Source organism: Spirosoma aerolatum (assembly GCF_002056795.1).
Lineage (GTDB): Bacteria > Bacteroidota > Bacteroidia > Cytophagales > Spirosomataceae > Spirosoma > Spirosoma aerolatum.
Genome location: NZ_CP020104.1, coordinates 6,291,829 through 6,314,207, shown reverse-complemented (window position 1 = coordinate 6,314,207; position 22,379 = coordinate 6,291,829). Strand labels below are relative to the sequence as shown.

19 protein-coding genes are annotated in these 22,379 nt (G+C 48.1%); 9 read left to right on the top strand and 10 right to left on the bottom strand.

Features of this window, described 5'->3' with window-relative positions; all coding sequences use genetic code 11:
- Positions 1–15 precede the first annotated feature (15 nt).
- From B5M13_RS26200 to B5M13_RS26180, 6 genes are all read right to left on the bottom strand, one after another.
- Positions 16–2,583, bottom strand: a complete 2,568-nt coding sequence (locus B5M13_RS26200) for a glycoside hydrolase family 9 protein (protein WP_080058482.1) — start codon at positions 2,581–2,583, stop codon at positions 16–18.
- A 38-nt stretch (positions 2,584–2,621) separates the two neighbouring features.
- Positions 2,622–3,977 carry a neutral/alkaline non-lysosomal ceramidase N-terminal domain-containing protein gene (locus tag B5M13_RS26195; RefSeq protein ID WP_080058481.1) on the bottom strand — a complete coding sequence of 452 codons (1,356 nt, stop codon included), beginning with the start codon at positions 3,975–3,977 and terminating at the stop codon, positions 2,622–2,624.
- A 70-nt stretch (positions 3,978–4,047) separates the two neighbouring features.
- Positions 4,048–5,058: a prolipoprotein diacylglyceryl transferase gene (gene lgt / locus B5M13_RS26190; RefSeq protein WP_080058480.1), complete on the bottom strand. Its 1,011-nt coding sequence runs from the start codon at positions 5,056–5,058 to the stop codon at positions 4,048–4,050.
- Positions 5,059–5,146: 88 nt separating this feature from the next.
- Positions 5,147–5,527 (bottom strand): hypothetical protein, encoded by a 381-nt coding sequence (locus B5M13_RS33600; RefSeq protein WP_155297332.1) that lies wholly within the window; start codon positions 5,525–5,527, stop codon positions 5,147–5,149.
- Positions 5,528–5,736: 209 nt separating this feature from the next.
- A complete protein-coding gene (locus tag B5M13_RS26185; protein ID WP_080058479.1) occupies positions 5,737–6,480 on the bottom strand; it encodes a ferritin-like domain-containing protein in 744 nt (247 codons plus the stop codon).
- A gap of 15 nt (positions 6,481–6,495) precedes the next feature.
- A complete protein-coding gene (locus tag B5M13_RS26180; protein ID WP_179950461.1) occupies positions 6,496–7,209 on the bottom strand; it encodes a ferritin-like domain-containing protein in 714 nt (237 codons plus the stop codon).
- 243 nt (positions 7,210–7,452) lie between these two features.
- Between B5M13_RS26180 and B5M13_RS26175 the strand changes: the two genes are divergently transcribed.
- Complete coding sequence (locus B5M13_RS26175) at positions 7,453–7,635, top strand: hypothetical protein (RefSeq protein ID WP_080058478.1); 183 nt, start codon at positions 7,453–7,455, stop codon at positions 7,633–7,635.
- A 54-nt stretch (positions 7,636–7,689) separates the two neighbouring features.
- Positions 7,690–8,148, top strand: a complete 459-nt coding sequence (locus B5M13_RS26170; protein WP_155297331.1) for a hypothetical protein — start codon at positions 7,690–7,692, stop codon at positions 8,146–8,148.
- Positions 8,149–8,179: 31 nt separating this feature from the next.
- Here B5M13_RS26170 and B5M13_RS26165 read toward each other — a convergent pair whose 3' ends face one another.
- Entirely contained in the window at positions 8,180–8,848 is a 669-nt protein-coding gene (locus B5M13_RS26165) for a DUF1345 domain-containing protein (protein WP_080058476.1), read from the bottom strand.
- 363 nt (positions 8,849–9,211) lie between these two features.
- Between B5M13_RS26165 and B5M13_RS26160 the strand changes: the two genes are divergently transcribed.
- The 7 genes from B5M13_RS26160 to B5M13_RS26130 all read left to right on the top strand — a co-directional run bounded on the left by B5M13_RS26160 (position 9,212) and on the right by B5M13_RS26130 (position 19,076).
- Positions 9,212–10,009, top strand: a complete 798-nt coding sequence (locus B5M13_RS26160; protein WP_080058475.1) for a coiled-coil domain-containing protein — start codon at positions 9,212–9,214, stop codon at positions 10,007–10,009.
- Positions 10,010–10,143: 134 nt separating this feature from the next.
- Positions 10,144–12,576, top strand: coding sequence for a TonB-dependent receptor (locus tag B5M13_RS26155; RefSeq protein ID WP_170061195.1), 2,433 nt, complete (start codon positions 10,144–10,146; stop codon positions 12,574–12,576).
- Positions 12,577–12,821: 245 nt separating this feature from the next.
- A complete protein-coding gene (locus B5M13_RS26150) occupies positions 12,822–16,271 on the top strand; it encodes a pyruvate carboxylase (protein WP_080058473.1) in 3,450 nt (1,149 codons plus the stop codon).
- 333 nt (positions 16,272–16,604) lie between these two features.
- Positions 16,605–16,934, top strand: coding sequence for a DUF3467 domain-containing protein (locus tag B5M13_RS26145; RefSeq protein ID WP_080058472.1), 330 nt, complete (start codon positions 16,605–16,607; stop codon positions 16,932–16,934).
- A gap of 164 nt (positions 16,935–17,098) precedes the next feature.
- Positions 17,099–17,530 carry a 30S ribosomal protein S12 gene (gene rpsL, locus B5M13_RS26140; protein WP_020594858.1) on the top strand — a complete coding sequence of 144 codons (432 nt, stop codon included), beginning with the start codon at positions 17,099–17,101 and terminating at the stop codon, positions 17,528–17,530.
- 122 nt (positions 17,531–17,652) lie between these two features.
- Positions 17,653–18,120, top strand: a complete 468-nt coding sequence (gene rpsG / locus B5M13_RS26135; protein WP_080058471.1) for a 30S ribosomal protein S7 — start codon at positions 17,653–17,655, stop codon at positions 18,118–18,120.
- Between the two features lie 86 nt (positions 18,121–18,206).
- Complete coding sequence (locus B5M13_RS26130; RefSeq protein ID WP_080060087.1) at positions 18,207–19,076, top strand: aldose 1-epimerase family protein; 870 nt, start codon at positions 18,207–18,209, stop codon at positions 19,074–19,076.
- Between the two features lie 69 nt (positions 19,077–19,145).
- On the opposite strand, the gene B5M13_RS26125 is transcribed toward B5M13_RS26130, so the two are convergent.
- The 3 genes from B5M13_RS26125 to B5M13_RS26115 all read right to left on the bottom strand — a co-directional run bounded on the left by B5M13_RS26125 (position 19,146) and on the right by B5M13_RS26115 (position 22,264).
- Positions 19,146–20,717 carry a hypothetical protein gene (locus B5M13_RS26125; RefSeq protein ID WP_080058470.1) on the bottom strand — a complete coding sequence of 524 codons (1,572 nt, stop codon included), beginning with the start codon at positions 20,715–20,717 and terminating at the stop codon, positions 19,146–19,148.
- A 276-nt stretch (positions 20,718–20,993) separates the two neighbouring features.
- Positions 20,994–21,665, bottom strand: a complete 672-nt coding sequence (locus B5M13_RS26120; RefSeq protein ID WP_080058469.1) for an OmpH family outer membrane protein — start codon at positions 21,663–21,665, stop codon at positions 20,994–20,996.
- Between the two features lie 23 nt (positions 21,666–21,688).
- Positions 21,689–22,264, bottom strand: coding sequence for an OmpH family outer membrane protein (locus B5M13_RS26115; RefSeq protein WP_080058468.1), 576 nt, complete (start codon positions 22,262–22,264; stop codon positions 21,689–21,691).
- Positions 22,265–22,379 lie beyond the last annotated feature (115 nt).

The following is a 22,379-nucleotide window of genomic DNA, read 5'->3' as shown; positions in this document are numbered from 1 at the left end:
AAGTTTCGGTCTGAGTCACAATGCATCGATACGAACAAACTGGTAGCCTTTCTGTTGAAATTCGGTCAGCAGCGTATCCAGGTGCGTATATAGTTTATCGGTTCGGCTAGGAGCAGTGCCGATGTGCATCAACAGGATAAAGCCATTCAGGCCGCTTATGTGGCTGGTTTCGTAAGTACGGATGGACTGTAAAATCGTATCGCTACTGCGGTAGTTTCGATCGTCGGGCGTTGTGTAGTCAGCGTGGCTGAGCGTACCGGGCGTATAGTTAATGAAGTGGATACCTTCGGCCGTTGTCCAGGCAGCAATGCTATCGTTATACCATTCGTAAGGCGGTAGGAAAATTCGTTTTGTAACGGGTGTCTGTCGAAAACGAGCTAGTGCAGCGTAATTGGCCCGAAGGTCAGCAATAAACTGTTCATGGCTGACCAATAAACTATCCCGTTTGCGCCAGTCGCAGTAGAGCAGATGCTGATCGGAATGCGGGCCTAGGTAATGTCCTTCGCGAGCCAGCTGGTCGATGGCTGGCCTAAAAGCCGGATTGCGCAGAAAGCGCCCGGTCAAAAAAAACGAAGCCCGAACGTCATGGGCTTGCAACGTTCGGGCAATTAGGGAACTCCCATCGGCAAATTCATCGCCAGTAAAAACCAGCGCCAGCCGTCGGGCGGTTGTATCGCCCCGAATTCGGGCCCCTTTAAAATAAGTCGATTTTGGGTCAGATTTCGTTGGCTGAAGGCGTTTGAGAGCAGGTCGAGTCTCTTGTTTCGGCTTCGTCCCTTTGACAGGCGGGGTTAGTCGCTCGGCCTGTTTGGCGGCCAGTAGGTAAATAAGCGAGGCTGTACCGTCCATGGTTGGTTCGTTGGTACTGTAGTCGCCATAATCGTCATGATAAACCGCTACATCGCTTTGAAAAGCCGCGTACTCATCGGGCTGATAGAGCGTAATGCCGATCAGATTTTTGTAGATACTTCCCTTCACCGGACCGTCGACCAATCCGCCATCAATCGGATACTGTTTGAGGTGGGTAAATGCCGAATGAGGATCACTTGGCGTATCGGCGTTAGCAGGCAGGCCATACACAAAGCTGGTGCCCCAGGGGTTGCAGCCGAATAACCAGTCGAAATTGGCCTGTTCAAGGGCCGCAAACTGGTTATCGCCGGTGAGTTGTCGATACCAGAAACATTGGGTAGCAAACGAGGCCGTGTAATTGTTGCTGCACCAGGTAAACTGTACACCCCGGTAAAATGCATTCTGCCGGGCTCGATTCCAGACGGTTTCGATTCCTTTTTTATAAAAGTCAGTGACCGTTTTGCGCTGATTGGCAGGAAGCTTTTTCGCCAGTTCGGCATGCCCTACATTCACAAACGGATACCATTGATAATGCCGGGCTGTGTCGTTCAGAATCCAGGGTGTAACAGGTTCGTGCCGGGCAAAATCCAAAGCTGTTTTCTGAAGTTGTTTTGCTTGCTGGTCTGCCGCTTTGAGAAGGTTAAGCTGCTCAACGGCTGCCAGTTCCATATCATCTACGTAATTATCTTCTTCGTAAAAATAAGGAGCGCGGCCAGGGGCTGTCTGGCAGTTACCGGGCTTTTGTAAGCCGAGCTGATAAGCCGACTGCGACCGTTGCCGGAGCTTTTGGGCATAGTCGGGCTGGCGGTTGCGAAGAAGTTGATAGCCAAGAGATAATGCACTGCTCACTTTACCCGCTGTAGAGGCAACACCCGTAGCCCGGTTTTTGTATTTAAACATACCCTGCGGTTGGCCCGTCGCAAAATAGACTGGTCGTTCCAGCCCTTTACCGTAAAAATTATCTTCTTTCGGAATCCGCATGCCCGCGTGGTCGCGGTCGTCGCCAAGTTGATTAAAGAGCCAGTTCTCGGTTGGATGCATTTTCAGTAACCAGTCCAGCCCCCAATGAGCTTCGTCCAGTGCATCGGGGAGCCCGTTGGAACCCGTCAGTCCATTGGCCTGATAGGCATCCGTAAAGGCATTCGGAAAATCCCGGACAGCCGCCAGCAGGTGATACGTGGCGTTGGCTGAGGTAGTTACGTATTGCAGGTAATCGGATGCATCGTGCCAGCCACCCACTACATCAATGTGGGTACTGTCGGGCATGGGGCCGTATAGGGTATAGCCGTCATGAGTGTGACAGGAGTCTTTCAGAAACGGATTGAAACCACTGCGTTGCTGGCGCATGTAGCGCAGGCAGAAATCAGCCGCCCCTTTATACACATCCTCATCGATCCGAAAGCTGGGTGAGCGCGTGCCGTCGTCGGCCTGAAGATAATACCGACCGGGTTTCTGAAAATCCGAAAAATCGAGCCGATACGTTTGTTGGAAAGGCCCGTATGCACCAAACGCTTTGCCCGACGGCCATTCTTTAACAGGCTGCTGTGTTTGTTCATTGAAAAGCTGAAACGTGCTGATTGTTTGCTTACTGAGGTTCCCCCAAACGGCTATTTTAGGGCTGTTCGGTCGATACCCCATCAGGTTGATCCGAATAACCGCTGATTCGTCGGTATGGTGGACGAACGCAGCTATGCTGATGACGAACGCAGTGATTACTAGTAAGCGAATTGGCATAATTTGGTTTTGGTATCGTTGTTATGATGGTTATGCAATTAGATTTTTTTTAGTAATCCCATCATCATTTCCTCGAAATAGGCGCCATTGTACGGACCGAACCAATTCATGTCACGGGTTTCGTAGGTGGGGCGGTTGTAGTACGCATCGGGTGTGACATAGCCAATATACCCCCCGTCGAAGCTGGTAATCATCAGGTTAACGCCTTTGTGCTGAGCTAGTGGTTTAAAGTCGGCAACGAATTCGCCAGAGTAATCGCAGGGCGTGCCGAGCAGAACGGTGTGGCCAATGCGCAACGCTTTCAGGTCGGACGGGTAGTCGCCGTAGATCGCGTAGAATAACCAGGGACGTACACGCCAGTTGCCAATTACGCGCGGGTGTGGCTCTCGCAGGCTCAAAGGTAAAGTCAGCATGGCCAGAGTGCTGTCTGGTTTAAGCTGGATCGTTGGCAAGGTTCGTTCGATCCGCGCGGCCAAATCACCGGCATAGTTTCGTATTTCCTGAAAATCGGTCTTGCCTTTGGCTTCAGGGCCTGTGCTGCCAACGGCGCCCGCCAGAAAGACCGCAAAATCAGCCGATTTCTTCTCTAACCGATCCACGAGGGAACCCGGATAGTCGCGGCTGAGGTAGTTCCACATACTGTCTTCAAACAAGGTAGCATGGCCCGAAAAGGAACAAAGAAGCGCCGATTCGCCTGAATTTTTCTTTAGCCTTAGCAGGTGAATTTTTCCATCAAGCGGTTTGGTTGGTCCCGACCAGCCGATGCGGTTATAGATATGGTCTGTAGCGTCAGCTTCGCCGTAGCCGATTTGTACAGGTGCCATGCTCGCTTGAGCAGCGCGAATGGCGTGTAGCACACCCTCCGTAATGCGGGTTACGATTTTCTCGTCATAGCCACCGGCAATCAACTGACCGACCAGACCTGGTGCCCAGCCGCCCATGCTATTGTGCGAGTGAATCGCCCCTGTGTACACGTTCTCCCAGCGAAGCCCCACTTCGGGTAATCGTTTTTTTAGCGCTTCGGTAACCGTTGGTGGGGTGATGAGCAAATCCAGCCCAACGAGCGCTACTTTGGTAGTGCCATTGTCGAGTACAATGGCTCGTGCAAAAATGGAGTCGCTGATAATGTGCCAGTGTTTCCCCCTGCGAGCACCGTAGCCACCTGTGGGTGTGGAGTAGGGGGGGGTGATGCTTGCTTTCGCCCAGCCAGCGCGCAGTAGTCCTTTGGCTGGAGGAGGAGTGGGAAGGGCTTCCAGCCGTTGTTTGGTTTGGGTATAGTAAGGCATTTGCCGGTAAGGCGTTTCATCGACGGGGGCCAGACTAACGGCCAGAAACAGCAGGATGACAACAACCAGACCGAGCAGGACTTTTAAAAAAATACGGACAAATTTCATGTACTATCGCTTAGACCAGCGAATTTCGGTAAAAGGAATGAAGAAGTGGTAAGGATAGCAGTAACTAAGGTTATGTAAATGAACTTACTGTAGAAAGCTGCTTTGGGGCTCTCGCTATGTACTCCTGAACAGGTCGGCTTCCGGGAAGGGCCTTGTCAGAAAGGGTGTTTTTACAGCGTTCCGAGTTGGGTTTGCTGGAGGCTGGCAAGGCCGACTGATAATCGCATTGGTAACAAAGACTTGACGATTGAATAACCAGGGCAACCGGAATGAGGGAAGCAGGTCGGATAAAGTTTCGTAAAAGAAGAATCAAGCCGAGTAAAATGGCGGGTATACTTAAGAGTTGCCCCATATTAAAGCTCATGCTGTCTTCAAAAGCGACCTGATTTTCTTTGAAAAATTCCCAGACGAAGCGCAGGCTAAATACCCAAATCAAAAAGATACCTGCCATAGTGCCCGGTACGGCCTGGTTGCGATATGTTCGCCAAAACCAGTAAAGCCCAATGGCTAAAATCAGACAGGATAACGATTCGTAGAGTTGAGTGGGATGACGAGGTACCTGACTAAACTCATGATCTCTTACAAAAACAAAAGCCCAGGGGACCGTAGTTGGCTTACCGAAAATTTCGGAATTCATGAGATTGCCGAACCGAATAAAGGCCCCACCCAGCGCGGCTACAATGCTAATACGGTCGATGACCCAGAGAAAACTTTGCCCGGTTGCCTGACTGGCTGCTCGACGGGAGTAGATCCATAAGCCCAGGAGGATACCGATAATGGCTCCATGACTAGCTAAGCCACCATAAGGAGGGGTAATAATGCCTAGTGGGTCATTAATAAACATAGCTGGCTCGTAAAATAGAAAATGACCGATCCGAGCGCCCAGCACGGTGCCCAGTACCATTGTCATCAGAAGTGAATCCGTGTCGGCTAAGGGCTTTTGTTCAGTTCTGAAGATGTGGGTCATAAGCTGCATACCCAACAGAAACCCAGTGGCGAATAACAAACCGTACCATCGCACCGGCCAGGAGCCAATGCGGAAGATTTCGGGATCAACATTCCAGATGATGTAATGGAGCATATCGTATTGGTTTAGAAGGGAGTAAATGTGAGAAATTTTAAAGTGTGGTAATTAATTGCACCAAATCAGCCAGGCGAACTAGTATGCATCAAGGGCATTTCTCGAGTACCTGATAAGGGGAATCCAACACGAATTCATTGGCTGTGATGGCTATAATTCGGCGACGAATGTCAGGTATAGGGACTAAGCCGTTCGTTATGCCTTCATACCGCATCACTAAATTGTCTTCTTCTAGCCGGTATCTATAATAAGATAAATTGGAAACGGACTGACACTTTTTCAATGTATCATCGACAAAGTACACGTAATCTGATTCAAAAGTCCATCGTGTGTACGGTTTTTCACTGCCAGAAATTGACCGACTAGTCCAATTGCCAATCAACTGAGCAGGATTGATGGATAAAACGGGTTCTTTTGGGTGGCACCCCAGGGTGATAAGCACGGCCAGCCAGGCAGGAAGAGTTCTCATACGCTATTGCACGGGACGATGCCTTTTCCCGTACACTAGGGATTCGTTTTTTGCCAGAAACGTTGGATTCAGGAGGATGTAAAACCCGTCTGAGGCTTTACCGCACAGCTGACGTGCCCGGTTTTGACGGATTCAATCAAAAAGGCACCGGAGAAACTCCCCGATGCCTTCCGTCACCCATTGCCGGTTTCCCGGCCTCCCTATGTCGTTTAGCCAAGAAATGGCGCTGCAATAGCCAGTACCTGTGCTTTCGTTAGCGGTTCGTCAAACGCTCCCCGAAGGTTATCGTCCGAAATGCCGGATACGTTCGGAAGCGTTTTCAGATTAACACCGCCTTGTGTAAATGTCGTTTGGGTTGTGTCGGATACCCAGCTTTTAAGCCCCAGAATTCGCCGGATTTCGGCGGCATGGCGGGCTTCGACCGAGTGAATCTGTAAGGCTACTTTCAGAATGGCCTTGTCGTTGACCAGGGCGGCTGCCTGACCTTTATAGGCCTGTACGCCCGTATCTTCCAGCGCCCGGGCGGTTGCCAGAAAGGTTGGATAGCTCGTAAACGTCCCGGTTGGGTATTTGAATGTGGGTTTGGCTATAGCCAATGTACCCAAAGCCGCTTTCAGCAGATTAACGTGAGCTGTCTCATGTTTGCTTATCTGGGAGATTACCCGTTGATCTTCTGTTGGAACCAGCCCCTGTGCTGCCAGGCCCATCCGGTAAAACTCGTCTTCCAGATATTCCAGTGTCAGCGCGTAATTGGCTATGTCGATAGCGGTCTGTGAGGGTGTCGTCGATTGAGCTAGTGCTTTATTAAGGGTACCTGCTACGATAGCTGGAATACCCGCAGCAATCAGCTTTGAACTGAATTTGAGTAAGTTTCTGCGCGAATGGAAGCTATAGCGGTCGCCGAATTCGGGATCAGCCTGTTCGATGTCAGCGATTAATTTTAAGAAGTTCATAGTATTGAGTCCGATTTACTTGGGAAGATTGTTAGCGGTGATTTGCGTTTTAACGTACTTCTGCGCTATAGGCAGAACAACCGTTGGTGCATTGGCTGCATCCAGCCCCATAGTAGGATCTACGACATCATCGCCCGCAAAATCGGCTGATTTTGGATTGAGCAAGTCCCGGATAGCCGCAGCATGGCGGGCTTCGACCGATACAATCTTTCCAGCAATCGTTATATAATCAGGGTTCGTAATCAGGGTTCCGGCTCCGTTGTAGGCCGATACGCCTAAATCTTCAAACGCTTTGGCGGTTCCCAGAACACTGGCTCGATCCGAGAAATTGACCGATGTGAAGTTGGGTGTTAAAGCCCCTATCGCATTAGCCCCCAACGCTGCTTTGAAAAATTCGCGGTGTACAATCTCGTGATCGCGGATGTCGGTCAGTAAGGTTTTTTCAGCATCAGTCATGCCACTAAAAGGTGAAGCAACGACCTGCGTATAAAAAGCGGCTTCCAACTGCTCAAGTGCGTAGGCATAATTTAAAATTCCTGTATCGCCCGAACCCAGATCGACAGGCGCTGTAACTGTAGTTGGGTTTTCTTCATCTCCACAGGCTGCCAAAAGCATTCCGCCAGCCGTTAAGGCACCAGCATAGCGTAAAAATAAACGGCGCCCTACCCATACCGGTTCTAACTGGCCAGGCAACATCGACAAGCCTGGTTTAAGCTGTTGTTTTTTCATATTGTTGAAATTGATACGATCTCAGCAGGTATAACCGCTATTCCATCACTTGGTTTGAACTATATACGTGTGCGGTTGAAATTTAGATTTCCGGTAACAACCAGACAGGCTGGCCAATCGCTACATAGTTATCCCAATAGCTGGCTGGGAAGGGTGGACGTTTAACTGGAAAAACCGTCTTTACATACTATTTTTGCAGGCCGTTTTTGTTGCTAATGTTACTTGTCTTACTCAGCAGATTATATGAATATCAACCAGGTTCGCGAACAACTCCATCGACTCATCGACGAGGTCGATGACATCTACGTACTCAATGGTCTCTACCGCAACCTGATTTCCGATAAGCGGCAACGGGAGGCCTATGAAAAGGAACAGGCCGAAAAAGCAAAACGACAGTCGGCCAACCGTCGGTCGAACGGGGACTAAAGAACTCTGGCAGACGGTATCTGTCGTATGTTAGGGATCGTTCAAGTGCAAACTATGTTCAGGCTTATATTGATTGAGCTACTCTGGTTGACGCTCTCATTCGCCATCAGCTTTCTGATTTGCCTGGCCATTTTCGGCTGGAATTTGATAGGGGGCAGTGTCGATATCCAATTGTATGATACCTACTTTGTTCTTTCATCAGTCTGGGTCGTCTTCCCGCTTTTTCTGATTGTCTCTTTTCTGCTTTTCCTGATAAAAGAAGGCCGGACACGATTTAACAGGACGCTTCCAAATCTGATTATCCTTATTCTTGGGATGCTGCTGCTGATCCTGTTTTCCAGAATGTCTATCGCAATAACGAAATTGTGGACAGGCATGCTCAATACAGGTCAGTCTACCACACAGGAAGATCCCTTTATGGTGATCATGATCAACTCCTTGATGGGCCTTCAACTGGCCGTCACCCTGACACTCGTTCTGCTAGGGTTCTACTGGGGAAAATGGCGCAGTTAGTTATCTATCCGATCAACTAAAAGCCCAACGGTTATTTAGAAATACCGCTGATAGTCAGGGCAATGATAATGGCGTTGAAGCCAAACGACAGTACACCATGCGCCAGGGCCGTGCGACGCATGATTTTAGAACTGATCGCCACGTCGGACACCTGACTGGTCATACCAATCACAAACGAGAAGTACGCAAAATCCAGGTAATCAGGTTCTGATTCATTGGGAAACTCCAGGCCTTTCGGTCGTTTGCCTTTCTCCAGGCCATTGCCGTAATACAGATGGGCATATCGAAATACAAACACGGTATGCACCAGGCACCACGAACTGGCAACTGCTACCAGAACCAGCGACATATAATACGGTTTAAGGCTGGCTGGCAGATTTTCATCGGCCGAGTTTAGAAGGGCTACGATGGCAACTAAACTGGCTATGGCCGCTACAATTACCAGGATTAGAAAAAAGGTCCGGTTAGAGTCTTCGCTGCGCGAGATTTTAGGCAGTTCACGCGGGTGTACGTTTAGGATGATTATCCACATGATCAGCAGGTGTGTCAGAGCGTAGGCTACCCAGGCAACCGTACAGCGGGCAGGAAAATTAAATGTATCGGGTACGATAAAACTAGCCAGCACAGCAGCCGATAATCCAGCCAGGAACCGCTGATGGGGCTTAAAATGAATAATGTAATTCAGTAACCGCTCAAGCATAATACGAAGTGGTGGGTTCAGTTTTGTCGTTCTGTTTCCGCTGCTGACTCTATCCGAAACGGCAAAAATGATTACGGAACGAGCTTGGCAAGTTACGGATTATGCCACGGTGCCCAAACGTGCGAGAAAATTAATCGTACCGGGTTATCAGTTCAACGAAAGCTACTAGCTACAGGATGAATCGCGTCAACAACGGTTTTATGTGGAGCTATACTTACGAGTCGATGAAAAGTTTTCAGTGCTTTAGAATGACACCTCTTATATAAACAATACCCTCGGACTGATTGCTTATTTTTTATATGTTAAAGTGAATATTAGCTAATAAGATTTGATATCTTTACCCACCCATAAATGTGTAATTCTATGATTTATAAACGTTTACTTTCCTCTTTTTGCTTTATCCTAATTAGCCTGTTTGTAAATGCTCAGAGCCCTGCCGTAACGACGAAGCTACCTCCAGATAAACTCCTTGAGAAAAAAATAGCGGGGCTTACCCAGCAAAATACCCTCCTGAAAACACGGCTGCAACAATCAACTCTCGACAATCAACGATTGCAGACACAAATCTTGAGTCTGCAGCAGACAATTCAACGGCGCAACGACAGTATTGCTCAACAACAGGCAACGATTGACGGTTTACGGGCGAAAATGAGCCAACTGACCGCGCAAAATAATCAGTTACAGAACGATCTCTCCCAGCGAACAACCGAACTAGCGACTGCTCGTAACCGGATCACTCAGCTAGAGTACGATCGGAAAGTCCTGACTGACAATCGCATTATTCGGATTTACAATTTTTCGGCGGATGATGTCCGTAAACAGTTCATCCGCAATCTGTCGGCCCCTGAATCAGGCTTTCAGTACGACGATGATCTGATTGATGACGAAATTCAGATAACCCGCAATTTCGGCGATCAGGCCGAAGCCTGGTGGGTGTTCGATAAAACGCTGGATACCATTCTGGAACTCAAAATCCGTATTAAGCCCCATCTCTACGACCCGCAGAAAGCGTTGGTTTTTGGCGAAACTAAACTGCTGCAAAAGACACGCTACAGCAACAAGCCTTTCGATGAGCAACACGACCGGGAAAAAATCAACCTGTACCGTGAAAAGACACTCCGTATGCTCGAAGGCAAACTAAGCGGCACGTCTGAAAAATAATATATGATGTAGGGTATGCAATATATGATGTATCCTACATCATCTACATCCTTGTCCCTTCTTTTTCCTAACTCATGAGAAATTATTTACTACGCCAAACTGGCCGTTGTAGGGCCATTGTCTGTTTTATAATAATGAGCTGGTGCTTTCTGGCTACCTACTGCGTTTATGCACAAACGTCAACAGTTGTATCGGGCCGGGTGGTACGAGCTTCGAACGGAGAGCCCCTGGTTGGAGCTTCCATCTTTGTCAAGGGAACTACCCGAGGCACCATTACCAATGAATTTGGCTATTTCCAGATTAACATTAGCCGCCCGGTTGAGCTGGTTGGGCGGTTTATTGGCTTCCAGGATTTTACACAGGTCGTGATTCCGAACGAAGGTCGTCAGGCTACCGTCAATTTTCGATTGGTGAGTAACGATATGCAACTGCGCGACGCTGTTGTAAGCGCCAATCGAGTAGAGGAATATTTGCAGAAAGTGCCCGTTGCCGCTTCGGTGGTTTCGCAGCGCGACATCGAACGGCGGAGTATGTACAACACGCTGGAAACACTCAACAATGTTCCCAATCTGATTACCGATTCCTGGCTTAGTTCGCAGGTGTCATTTTCGATTCGGGGGCTATCGACTGTTTTTGATAACGTAGGCTTTGAATCGACGGTAGCGTTGTACATTGATGATGCCTATTTCTCGCGGAGCTTTGCCTTCAACTCCACCCTGATGGATATTGAGCGGGTCGAGGTACTACGCGGGCCACAAGGAACGCTGTTCGGGAAAAATACCGTCGGCGGAGTGATTCATATTGTATCGGAGAAGCCCGAATTTGCCAACAATGGGCAGGTAGAGTTGACCTACGGTAATTACAATTTCTTTCAGGCGCGGGCAAAAATTAATCGGGAACTTATCAAAAATAAACTGGCTCTTCGACTGACCGGGGCCTACACCCGTCGCGATGGGTATATTTTGGATCAAGTGCCGGCTATTCAGAATGTTAACAAAACCAACTTTTACGGATTACGGGGTTCATTACTCTATACACCTAACCCAAATACAACCATCACGCTGAGAGGGTATTATGGAAAAGATGGCGACGCCGAAAATACGTTCGTCTATGCCAGCAAACCCGACTATAATCCCGTTGGTATTTCGGCGGATGAAGGCATGACAACTCAACAAAGTGTTCCGAATACCTTTGAGCGTCAGCAATACGGAACTGTGGCAAAAGGAGAGTTTAAGGTTGGCCGCAATACAATCACCTCTATCACTGCATTCAATAAATCGGCGGATACGTACTTTGGTGACAACGATGTATCGGCGGCCAATGTATCGCTTTGGGGGCGCACCCAAAAACTACAAAACGTTAGTCAGGAAGTGCGGATTCATTCGCCCCGCGATGAGCGATTTTCTTATATCGGCGGCCTGTATTTTCTGAATGAACAGATCAGTGCCCTTGATACGTTTTCGCTTCAGAAAGACTTTGTGCCCGTTGCGGAGGCTATTCTAGGTACACCCGTTCCGAATGGTGATTTGTTTACAAACGAAGGCTATACAACCAACAGTACAATTCATTCGCGTAGCCTGGCCGCTTTTGCTTCGGGAAGCTACGAACTATCCAAATCACTGCGACTGAACATTGGTCTGCGGTATACATCAGAACGACGTCGGTTATCATACTGGCAACAGGTTCATAATCAGTATGAAAATGGCCAGCCCTTTGATTTAATTGGTTTATATGCTGTCAATGTTGGCAGTTCTTCTACTCCCGTCGAGCGAAACGCCGATAATAACGTACTCTCGTATGATTTGGGGCTTGATTATCGGTTTACACCCTTTATGATGGGGTACGCCAAGTTTGTTCGGGGGTTTAAAGGGGCTGGTTTTAATACATCGGTCACGACGGATCCAGGCGGAACGGGGCTTGTCTTCAAACCCGAATTTGTCAATAACTACGAGCTAGGCTTTAAATCGAAGTTCAGCGACCGTACTCGTTTTAACGCGGCTTTGTTTTATACCGATTACATCAACAAGCAGGAATTGCTCGATCAGGGTACGCGTGTTCGGGTAGCCAACGCGCCGAAAACGCAGGGTTGGGGTGTGGAAACAGAGTTTTCGGGGATGCTGAAAAACTTCCGGTTCGATATATCGACTGGGTATCTGCATTTCCGGTACATCGATTTCCCGTTCGGAACAGATGAAAACGGTAATGCGGTGAACTACGCCGGTAATCACCTGCTGAAAGCGCCAGACTTTACCGTCTCCGTTGCCCCAGAATATACCCTGCCCATCACCGATCAGCTGCGGGTATTTCTGGGAATGAACATTAACTACACAGGCAAAGCGTTCAATGACATTTCGAATGCTACTATTATCGCCCGTCAGGCGGCTACGATTGTCAACGGGCGATTATCGCTGGCACCCCGTAATGGAAAATGGAGCATTGCGCTTTGGGGCAAGAACCTGACTAACAAAACGTTTATTCAGCACGGTTGGGAGTACGACTGGGGTAACCAGATAGCCTGGAGCCGTCCGCGTTATTTCGGTATTGAGTTGTATCTGAATTTTTTGTGATCCAGCTAGTAATCGGCTGATTCCTATCTCAATAGAACAAAAAGCCCATGTTGACCCAGGAGCCTGTTTTGTTCTATTGACCATCTGCATCAAAAATGATGGTATTCATGGGTTCTGTAATATTCTTAGAAAGTTATGGCTTCTCCAAAGATTGTACGGGACAGGAGGGCTTTTTCGAAATTTTCAACCATCTTGCCATGTTTTTTGACAGGCTTATAGCCAAAAGCCGCTTTCATTAAGATTCCATGAAAGAATACATCCGACCGATTAAACGTCTGCTTGTCGCCAACCGGGGCGAAATTGCTATCCGCATCATGCGGGCTGCTACCGAACTCGGCATTACAACGGTTGCCGTTTACACGTATGAAGACCGTTATTCGCTACACCGCTATAAAGCCGATGAGGCTTATCAGATCGGCCGCGATGAAGATCCGCTTAAACCGTATCTGGATGTTGAAGGAATTATTCTGCTGGCCAAACGGCACAAAGTCGATGCCATTCACCCCGGATATGGATTCCTGTCGGAAAATGTAAAGCTGGCCCGACGCTGTCGGGAGGAAGGAATTATATTCGTTGGGCCTTCGCCAGAGGCTATGGATGCCCTTGGCGATAAGGTTCGGGCGAAAAATCTGGCAACGACAGCTGGTGTTCCGCTAATCCCTGATTCGCGGGAAGAAAACATGTCGCCGGAGTTTGCGCTTACCGAAGCCGAACGCATTGGCTTTCCGGTAATGGTGAAAGCGGCTGCCGGTGGCGGTGGGCGCGGTATGCGCGTCGTTCGAAACGCTGAGGATTTTCCTAAAGCCTTTACCGAAGCGAAAAACGAAGCTCGTAATGCCTTTGGTGACGACACGATCTTCCTCGAAAAGTTCATTGAAGACCCCAAGCATATCGAGGTACAGTTGCTGGGCGATCAGCACGGAAACATTGTTCACCTCTATGAACGCGATTGTTCGGTACAACGGCGGTTTCAGAAAGTGGTCGAGGTGGCTCCGTCGTTTGGGCTAAGGCAGGAAACGAAAAATAAGCTCTATGAATATGCCCTGCAATTAGGCCGGGCCGTTGAGTACTCCAATGCCGGTACGGTTGAATTTCTGGTCGACAAAAATGAGAATATTTACTTCATTGAGGTTAACCCCCGTATTCAGGTCGAGCATACGATTACGGAAGAGGTAACTGGTATCGACATCGTCAGAACACAGATTCTGATTGCGATGGGCTATCGGCTTTCCGACAATGGCATCTACATCAATCATCAGGATGAAATTCCGCTGAACGGATACGCTATTCAGTGCCGAATTACGACTGAAGACCCCGCCAACGGTTTTAAGCCTGACTTTGGCACGATTACGGCCTATCGGAATGCGGCTGGTTTCGGTATCCGGCTCGATGAGGGAAGCAGCTACGCGGGCATGAAAATCTCGCCCTACTTCGACTCGATGATCGTAAAAGTCTCGGCGCGGGGACGGACGCTCAAAGGGGCCTGTCAGCGTCTGATGCGGGCATTGGTCGAGTTCCGAATTCGGGGCGTTAAAACGAATATCGGCTTTCTTGAAAACGTAATCCGTAACCCGATTTTCCAGCGGGGCGAAGCACGGGTATCGTTTATCGAGACGCACCCTGAACTGTTCAACTTCCGTAAGCCACAGGACCGTTCGTCGCGTGTATTGAACTACCTGGCCGAAGTAATTGTGAACGGCAATCCGGAAGTTAAAAAGAAAGATGACAGCAAGATTTTCCGAACGCCGATAGTCCCAACGTTCGATACGTATAGCCCATACCCGAAAGGGAACCGTGATCGGCTGAAAGAGTTGGGCCGTGAGAAGTTTAGTGAATGGGTACGGGATCAGAAATGTGTCTTATATACCGATACCACCTTCCGCGATGGTCACCAGTCACTACTGGCAACCCGGGTGCGGACGCAGGACTTACTGAAGGCAGCCGAAGGATTTGCCAAAAAACATCCCGAACTGTTTTCCATGGAAGTATGGGGGGGCGCTACCTTCGATGTGGCGATGCGTTTTCTGTACGAAAGCCCCTGGAAACGGCTGGCGGCCCTGCGCGAAGCCATGCCGAACATGCTCCTGCAAATGCTGTTCCGTGGCTCCAACGCCGTTGGTTACTCGGCCTACCCGGATAATCTGATCGAAAAGTTTGTCGAGAAGTCGTGGGAAACCGGCATCGATGTATTCCGCATTTTCGATTCGTTGAACTGGGTCGAAGCCATGAAAGTGAGTATCCGCGCCGTTCGTGAACGGACCGATGCGTTGTGTGAAGCGGCCATTTGCTACACTGGTGATGTGCTGTCTCCGAATCAACACAAATACACGCTTCAGTATTACCTCGACATGGCTCGTCAGCTTGAAGATGAGGGAGCACATTTGCTGGCTATCAAAGACATGGCTGGTTTGCTAAAACCCTTATCGGCTGAAGTGTTGGTTCGTGAACTGAAAAAAGCTGTAAGCATCCCGATTCATCTGCATACGCACGATACAGCGGGTATTCAGGCGGCTACATATTTGAAAGCCATCGATTCGGGAGTCGATATTGTTGACTGTGCATTGGGTGCTTTATCGGGATTAACGTCGCAGCCCAACTTCAACTCGGTGGTGGCTATGATGCAGGGCCACGAGCGTGAATGCCCCATGGACCTGTCGTCGCTGAACGATTACTCCAACTATTGGGAAGATGTTCGGGAGTACTACTACCCATTCGAGTCGGGCATGAAAGCGAGCAGCGCCGAAGTGTACGAGAACGAAATTCCGGGTGGCCAGTATTCGAACCTGAAACCGCAGGCCATTGCGACTGGTCTGGGCGATAAGTTCGAAACGCTGAAGAAAAACTATTCGGTAGCCAACCAGCTCTTCGGCGATATTGTGAAAGTGACCCCATCGTCGAAAGTAGTGGGTGACATGGCCATTTTTATGACGGCTAATAACCTGACAGCTAAGGATGTGATTGATCGGGGAGAATCGCTGTCGTTCCCCGAGTCGGTAAAAGAATTAATGAAAGGGATTCTGGGGCAACCGGTAGGTGGTTTCCCGGAAGATATTCAACGGGTAGTGCTCAAAGGTGAAACGCCCATCACCGACCGCCCGAACAGCCACCTGAAACCCATCGACTTCGATGCTGATTTCAAAGCCTTTCAGGCGAAGTACCCGCTCAATGATGGCTTCGTAGATTATCTGTCGTACCAGATGTATCCGAAGGTTTATGATGAATACTACAAGGCCAACGAGCAATACGGCAACGTTAGCATCATTCCAACGCCCGCTTTCTTCTATGGCCTGAAGGAGAATGAAGAGATCCTGATCAATATTGAAGAAGGTAAAAACATTCTGGTTCGACTACTTTTCAAATCGGAACCCGATGAATTTGGTATGCGGACGATCACCTTCGAACTGAACGGACAGAGCCGTCAGGTGAAGGTACGGGATAAAGCCTCGAAAGTCGAAAAACAGCAACACGCTAAAGTCGCTAACGCAGGTGATGTAGGGGCTCCGTTACAGGGTCGCCTGACAAGGATTCTGGTTAAACCGGGTGATGTGGTGAAGAAAAACCAACCTCTGTTTGTCATTGAAGCCATGAAGATGGAAAGTATTGTAGCAGCTTCGAAAGAAGGAACAATTGCAACGATCAAACTTAAAGAAGGCGCGGTTGTTGAACAGGACGACTGTATATTGGAAATGGCTTAACCATGAAAAGGGGAATCGGAAGGTTCCCCTTTTTTGTGCGCGACGGACGTCCTGAAAGCGACGTATATCACTCAGATGTTGTTCTTTTTCACTGTCGAATCCACACTACGTTCGGTTATTATTATTCAGTTAGTCTAATTCGTTTTACTTATTATTGCCCCTAAAAAACTGGTAGATGCTGTACATTTGCCACAAAACTATATCAGGAACCTGCCAATTGTAGAGAGTAGAGCCTTCTGATGAAAGCGTTCAACATTTATATAAACAGCAAAACAGACAGCAATTATGGTTGCTAATTAAGTTAGTGATTCGTATTTGCCACCGATAAATAGCATGGCTACACAGCAGCAAAACCCAAATTCAGAAGGTGCAATAGACGTTGAATTGAGTGAAGAAATTGCCGAAGGCGTCTATGCCAATCTGGCAATGATTGCGCATTCGAACAGTGAGTTTATTCTTGATTTTATTCGCCTGATGCCGGGTGTACCCAAAGCAAAAGTCAAAGCCCGCATCATCCTGACCCCCGAGCACGCCAAACGATTATTGGATGCGTTGCGTGAAAACATTAGTCGGTACGAAGAGGCCTATGGCGGCATCAATCAGCCTACCGACTCGTTTCGGTTTCCTTCCGGTGGTTTTGGTGGCCCTGTAGGCCAGGCATAACGGTTTTCCGCTTTCAATGTACACTGGATCGAGCAGAATTGATGGCTCGTCAGTCTTATTATACATTGTGAACTGTAAGTCGAAAACATTTGTCAATCAATAGTTTTTCCGTATCTTTGCACCTCAAAATTCGGGAAGACTGTTTTTCGTAACCAAAATCAATAATGCCTACTATACAACAATTAGTGCGTAAAGGGCGTGAAAAGCTGATCGACAAGTCGAAATCGCCAGCTTTAGATGCCTGCCCGCAACGTCGGGGTGTGTGCACACGTGTGTACACGACGACGCCGAAGAAGCCAAACTCGGCTCTTCGTAAAGTTGCCCGGGTTCGTTTAACAAACGGCCGGGAAGTGAACGCTTACATCCCAGGTGAAGGCCACAACCTGCAGGAGCACTCAATCGTGCTGATCCGGGGTGGCCGGGTAAAAGACCTGCCAGGTGTTCGTTACCACATCGTTCGGGGTGCCCTCGATACGGCTGGTGTAAACGGTCGTCTGCAAAGCCGTTCGAAATACGGTGCCAAACGGCCAAAACCAGGTCAGGCTCCAGCGAAAGGTGGCAAAGGCGCTCCTCCAGCAAAAGGTAAGAAGAAGTAAGTATGATGTATGATATATGATATAATGGTAAGAACATATATCATACGTCCTACACCATATATTAAAAAATTGACTGCCCGTTGAAAAACACGGCAGAGTAAGACCAAAAATCTGAAGAACACATGAGAAAGGCGAAACCGCCCAAGCGTTACGTGTTACCTGATCCAAAATATAAGGAGGTCCTCGTAACCAAATTTGTTAACAATCTGATGTACGAAGGCAAGAAGAGCCTGGCGTACGGAATTTTCTACGATGCCCTCGATGTAGTGGCTAAGCGCACGAATGAAAATGGGCTCGATACGTGGAGAAAGGCATTGAACAACGTAATGCCATCAGTCGAAGTAAAAAGCCGTCGCGTCGGTGGAGCTACCTTTCAGGTGCCAACCGAAGTACGGGCAGACCGGAAGGTCGCGGTAGGCATGAAATGGCTTATCCGGTACGCTCGTTCGCGGGGTGAAAAAACCATGGTAGATCGGTTAGCAGCCGAAATCATCGCAGCTGCAAAAGGCGAAGGTGCTGCTGTTAAAAAGAAGGACGATACGCACCGCATGGCTGAAGCCAACAAGGCGTTCTCGCACTTCCGGTTCTAAACCAACTCAACAGACTCAGTTCCCGAAGGCTGTTGAATCTGACAAAAGCCGCCCACTATTGGGTGGCTTTTGTTATTTTTGGCCCCATGACAACCCTAGAAAACGAATCCATTCGCGTTTCAATTCGCCCGAAAGGGGCCGAACTGACATCCATTTTGCATAAGCCAAGTGGTATTGAACACCTTTGGCAGGCCGATCCGATGGTCTGGAACTGGCATGCGCCCAATCTGTTTCCCGTGGTAGGTGGTTGCCTGAACAACCAGTTGCTGGTTGACGGTAAAACGTACCCAATTGAGCGCCATGGCTTTACCCGGCAGTCTGTTTTTGAAACCATCGAATCATCGACTACTCATGCGGTGTTTCAGTTACGATCAAGCAGTAGTACCCGTGTCCATTATCCGTACGTCTTTGAATTTCAGATAATTTATGAAATTGAAGGGCCTCGGCTAACGGTGACGTATCGGATTGTAAATGAAGACACTAAAACGGTTTTCTTTTCGGTGGGGGCACACCCGGCGTTCAATGTTCCGTTTTATGTGAACGAGGAATACGAAGATTATTTTATTGAGTTTGAGAAGGAAGAACCGCTGGAAACGCATATGCTTTCGGCTGCGGGGTACTTTACAGGTGAGACCAAGCTCATACCTACTGAAGGCAATCAATTGCCGTTGACCAGGCATTTATTCGATCAGGATGCGTTGGTTTTCAAAAATCTGACTTCTCGCCGGGTTGCCATTCGGAGTGATCGGCACAATCATTCGGTGACCGTCAGTTTTCCCGATTTTCCGTATTTAGGACTTTGGGCTAAGCCGGGTGCATCATTCGTCTGTATCGAACCCTGGTTAGGCTGTGCCGATAGCGAAGGTGCGCTCAAACCCATCCAACAGAAAGAAGCTATTCAGCAGGTTGCCGAAGGCGATGTGTTTGAGGCTGCCTTTACGGTGGAAATTGCTTAATAGTTTACAATTTTCTGTTTGTCGTCTCCAGCTCGCTAAGGCATCAGTCGAGCTGGAGACGACAAATGATTACTGGGTTTCTTCGAGAGGGGTGAAGTCTTTGAAAGTCCTCTTGATGGCTTTGTCAGAGGAGTCTTTTTTGCTTTGCCAGTTCGCATCTAACTCAAGTGCTACCAGGCCACTTAAACTCATTGAGTTGCGGAAGTCATCCAGCTTTTTGATGAATTCGTTATTACGACGGGATGATTTCAGGGCAAACTCCCGTGCAAAGACGTCCCCTTTATTCTGTAATTCACTTTTTTTGCCTAGCACATAGTTGTAGCGGTCGAGCAGATCTTTCATCGATTTCCCGATTACTTCGGTGGCTTCGAGGGTACCCATCGTGAGAACAGCCGTACCACCAATGGCTGAAATAATCTTTTGTGAATTGGGGTCGTTAGCCGTAATGGCGGGCGATACACCTGTTACAGCACCCAATGATGCATTGGCTACCGATCGATTGCGTTTCCCCCCTTTAGCTTTCCGATAATCGCGTTTGAGTTGTTCTTCCTTTTCACTCAATTGTTCCACCAGGCCCCAGGCTTGCACCAGCGCCTGCCTATATTGGGCATAGTAATAGCGATCTTTCTCGGCTTCGTTTACTGTATTCAGAATGGTAAACGTGATGCGTTTTTCTTCCCGGTTCTGGGCTTTATCCAGTACGTAAAACGTGATCTGAACATTCAGTGAATCGTAGGGATCTTTAACGAATTCATAACCGGGTTGCCAGATAAACTCATACTGGTTATTGGTATTTTTGACCAGTGCAGATTTAGGGATATTCTGATTATCGGACAGAAAGCCAAAGGTCGAAACGTCGTCTTCTCCATTTAAATCAGATAGATAAAACTTCAGGTTGACGGTGGCATTCTCCCGAAGTTTGTAGTGCGATTCTTTGGGAATAACGGCAATGTCGGGGGGCAGGTCCATCTGCGTCACTTCTACTTTGAGCCGACCTTTGGTGCGGACTTTTGAGGGCTGGTCTTCTACCCAGAACTCAATATACTGCGGGCTTTGCTTTAACCGATTGAACTGATTCAACGATAGAGTCCAGGTTAGTTCACCCTGCGACGAGAGCTTACTGCCTTCGGGCATCTGATCCGTAATGGGAATGAACACGATCGGGTCGCCATCATCGTCATGCACCATCTGTGAATCCATTTTATAGGTATTCTGCGTTCGGTAGCTGACGTAGAATGGGCGCAATTCTCCAATGACTGGTGGCCGATTGACATGCTGAACTTTGAAATCGACCGTGTGCGAAGCCGTTTGGCCGTGACTATTTCGTACCTCAAAGGTTACCGGGTAGGTTTTGGTGGTTTGAATCCGGTCGGCCAGTTCGAAGCCGGGTGTCCAGGAAAAATGGCCCAGCGAATCCAGGTGCATACCTTCTACCGGATCACTACCGAATGCAAATAATAATGTATCCGTTGTAGAGCCAATAGCTCTGAGATCAAACCGGACAGGCGTTCCTTCCGAAACAATATTCCAGTTGTTCTGAGTTGGGAAAACGAGTTGTAATGGTTTCGACTCTTGTGCATAGCTGCTACCGAAAGATACAATTGCTAACAGCCATGATACTAAACCGACAGTTCGGGTCATAAGGACGTTCGAGGGTAGTCTGTCTTAAAAAACGCAAAAATACGACCAAGATTTCGTCTAATGACTGATAATCGTCAGTTTTAAGATTTTTCTTATGTATAACTTGGTTTTACCTTGAAATAATTGACTTTTTTGAAGGATTTTATTGCCCGTGTACTGCAGTCTGTTAGTAGTATTTTACTAATAGACATTCTGAGTTTTACTCATTGGTTAATAATAGCCCATAAAAAAAGCGCTTTATCTGGTTGATAAAGCGCTTTTCTGGGTAAAGAAAATTTAGTTTTTCTTAGGAGCGGTACCAGCTGCTGGTGTAGCAGGCTTGGGTGCCGGAGCCGTGCTACCCCCCGTCGCAGCAGGTTTAGCGGCTGCAGCCGCTTTAGCTGGATCGATTCCTAATTTTTTCAGAACTAGTTCGGTGATGTTGTTCTCTTCGGGAGCTACCAACAGAATGGGAATGGTGTTGGCGCCAGCGTCCAGGTTAAATACATACTGGAAGCCGCTTTCTTTGGCAACAGCATCAATAGCTTTTTGAATTTTCTGAACAACCGGATTCACCAATTGCTGGTACTTGCTCTGCAACGACTGCTGCGAGGTCTGACCGAACTCCTGGATACGGGCCTGTAGGCTTTGTAATTCCGTTTCGCGGTCTTTCCGAATCACATCCGACATTTGCGCAGCGCCTTTTTCATAGGCGCTGTATTTGTCTTCCAACTCTTTCTGCATGCGCTTCAGTTCGTTTTCTGTTTGCGTACGCTGAATGGTCAGTTGGTTTTGAATATCTTTTGCTTCGGGAGTTTGCGACAGAACGTAATCGATGTTCGTATAGCCTAACTTCAGCGGACCCGCTGCGGAGGTCGTAGTGGGCGTTGTCGTTGGGGCTTGTGCCTGTGCGTTTAAACCGCCCATCAGTAGAGCAGCAGCAAACGCCATGACGAGGTTTTTCTTCATTTCGAATTTTTAGTTGTTTTAGCTTACTTCGGTTTTACTATGGTTGTTTTGTTGGTTGGATTAGTTGGGGTAGCTATTGGTTTAGTATCCAGCCCCAGTTCTTCCATCACATAATCGGAGTAATCGTGTCGGGGGTTCGTATAAAGCATAACAAAATCAGAGGCTTTGTCGAACATAAAATCTAATTTTTTTTGCAGGCATATTTTTTCAACAGCCCGGTTTATCAACTCCATTGGAGCCTTCATCAACTCCTTCTTCTTTTCATACAGAAGCCCCTGATAACCAAAGACTTTATTGTTATACTCACGAGCCTCGCGCTCTTTGTCGCTGATGATACGCTGGCGATCACGCTTCATATCTTCAGTCAGCAGAATTTCTTCGGCTTGATACGCCTTTTGCAGCTTTTCAATGTCGATGTACTTGTCCTGAATATCCTTTGACCATTTATCAGCAAACTTATCGATTTCGCTGAGCGCTTTTTGATATTCAGGCATTTTACTGAAGATGTATTCCGAATCAATGTACCCAAACTTCTGGGCCTGAGCGGGAATACTCAACGCAATAGCATACAAAAATACAAAAAACAGGACTTTTTTCATCAGGAGCCAGGTAATTTTTGCGGGAAGGTGTTGATTGTCAAATGGATTTATGAGCAATTGGCGAACAAACCGTTACAAAAACCGTACCGCTCCGGTAACCAGACTCGTAAATCCA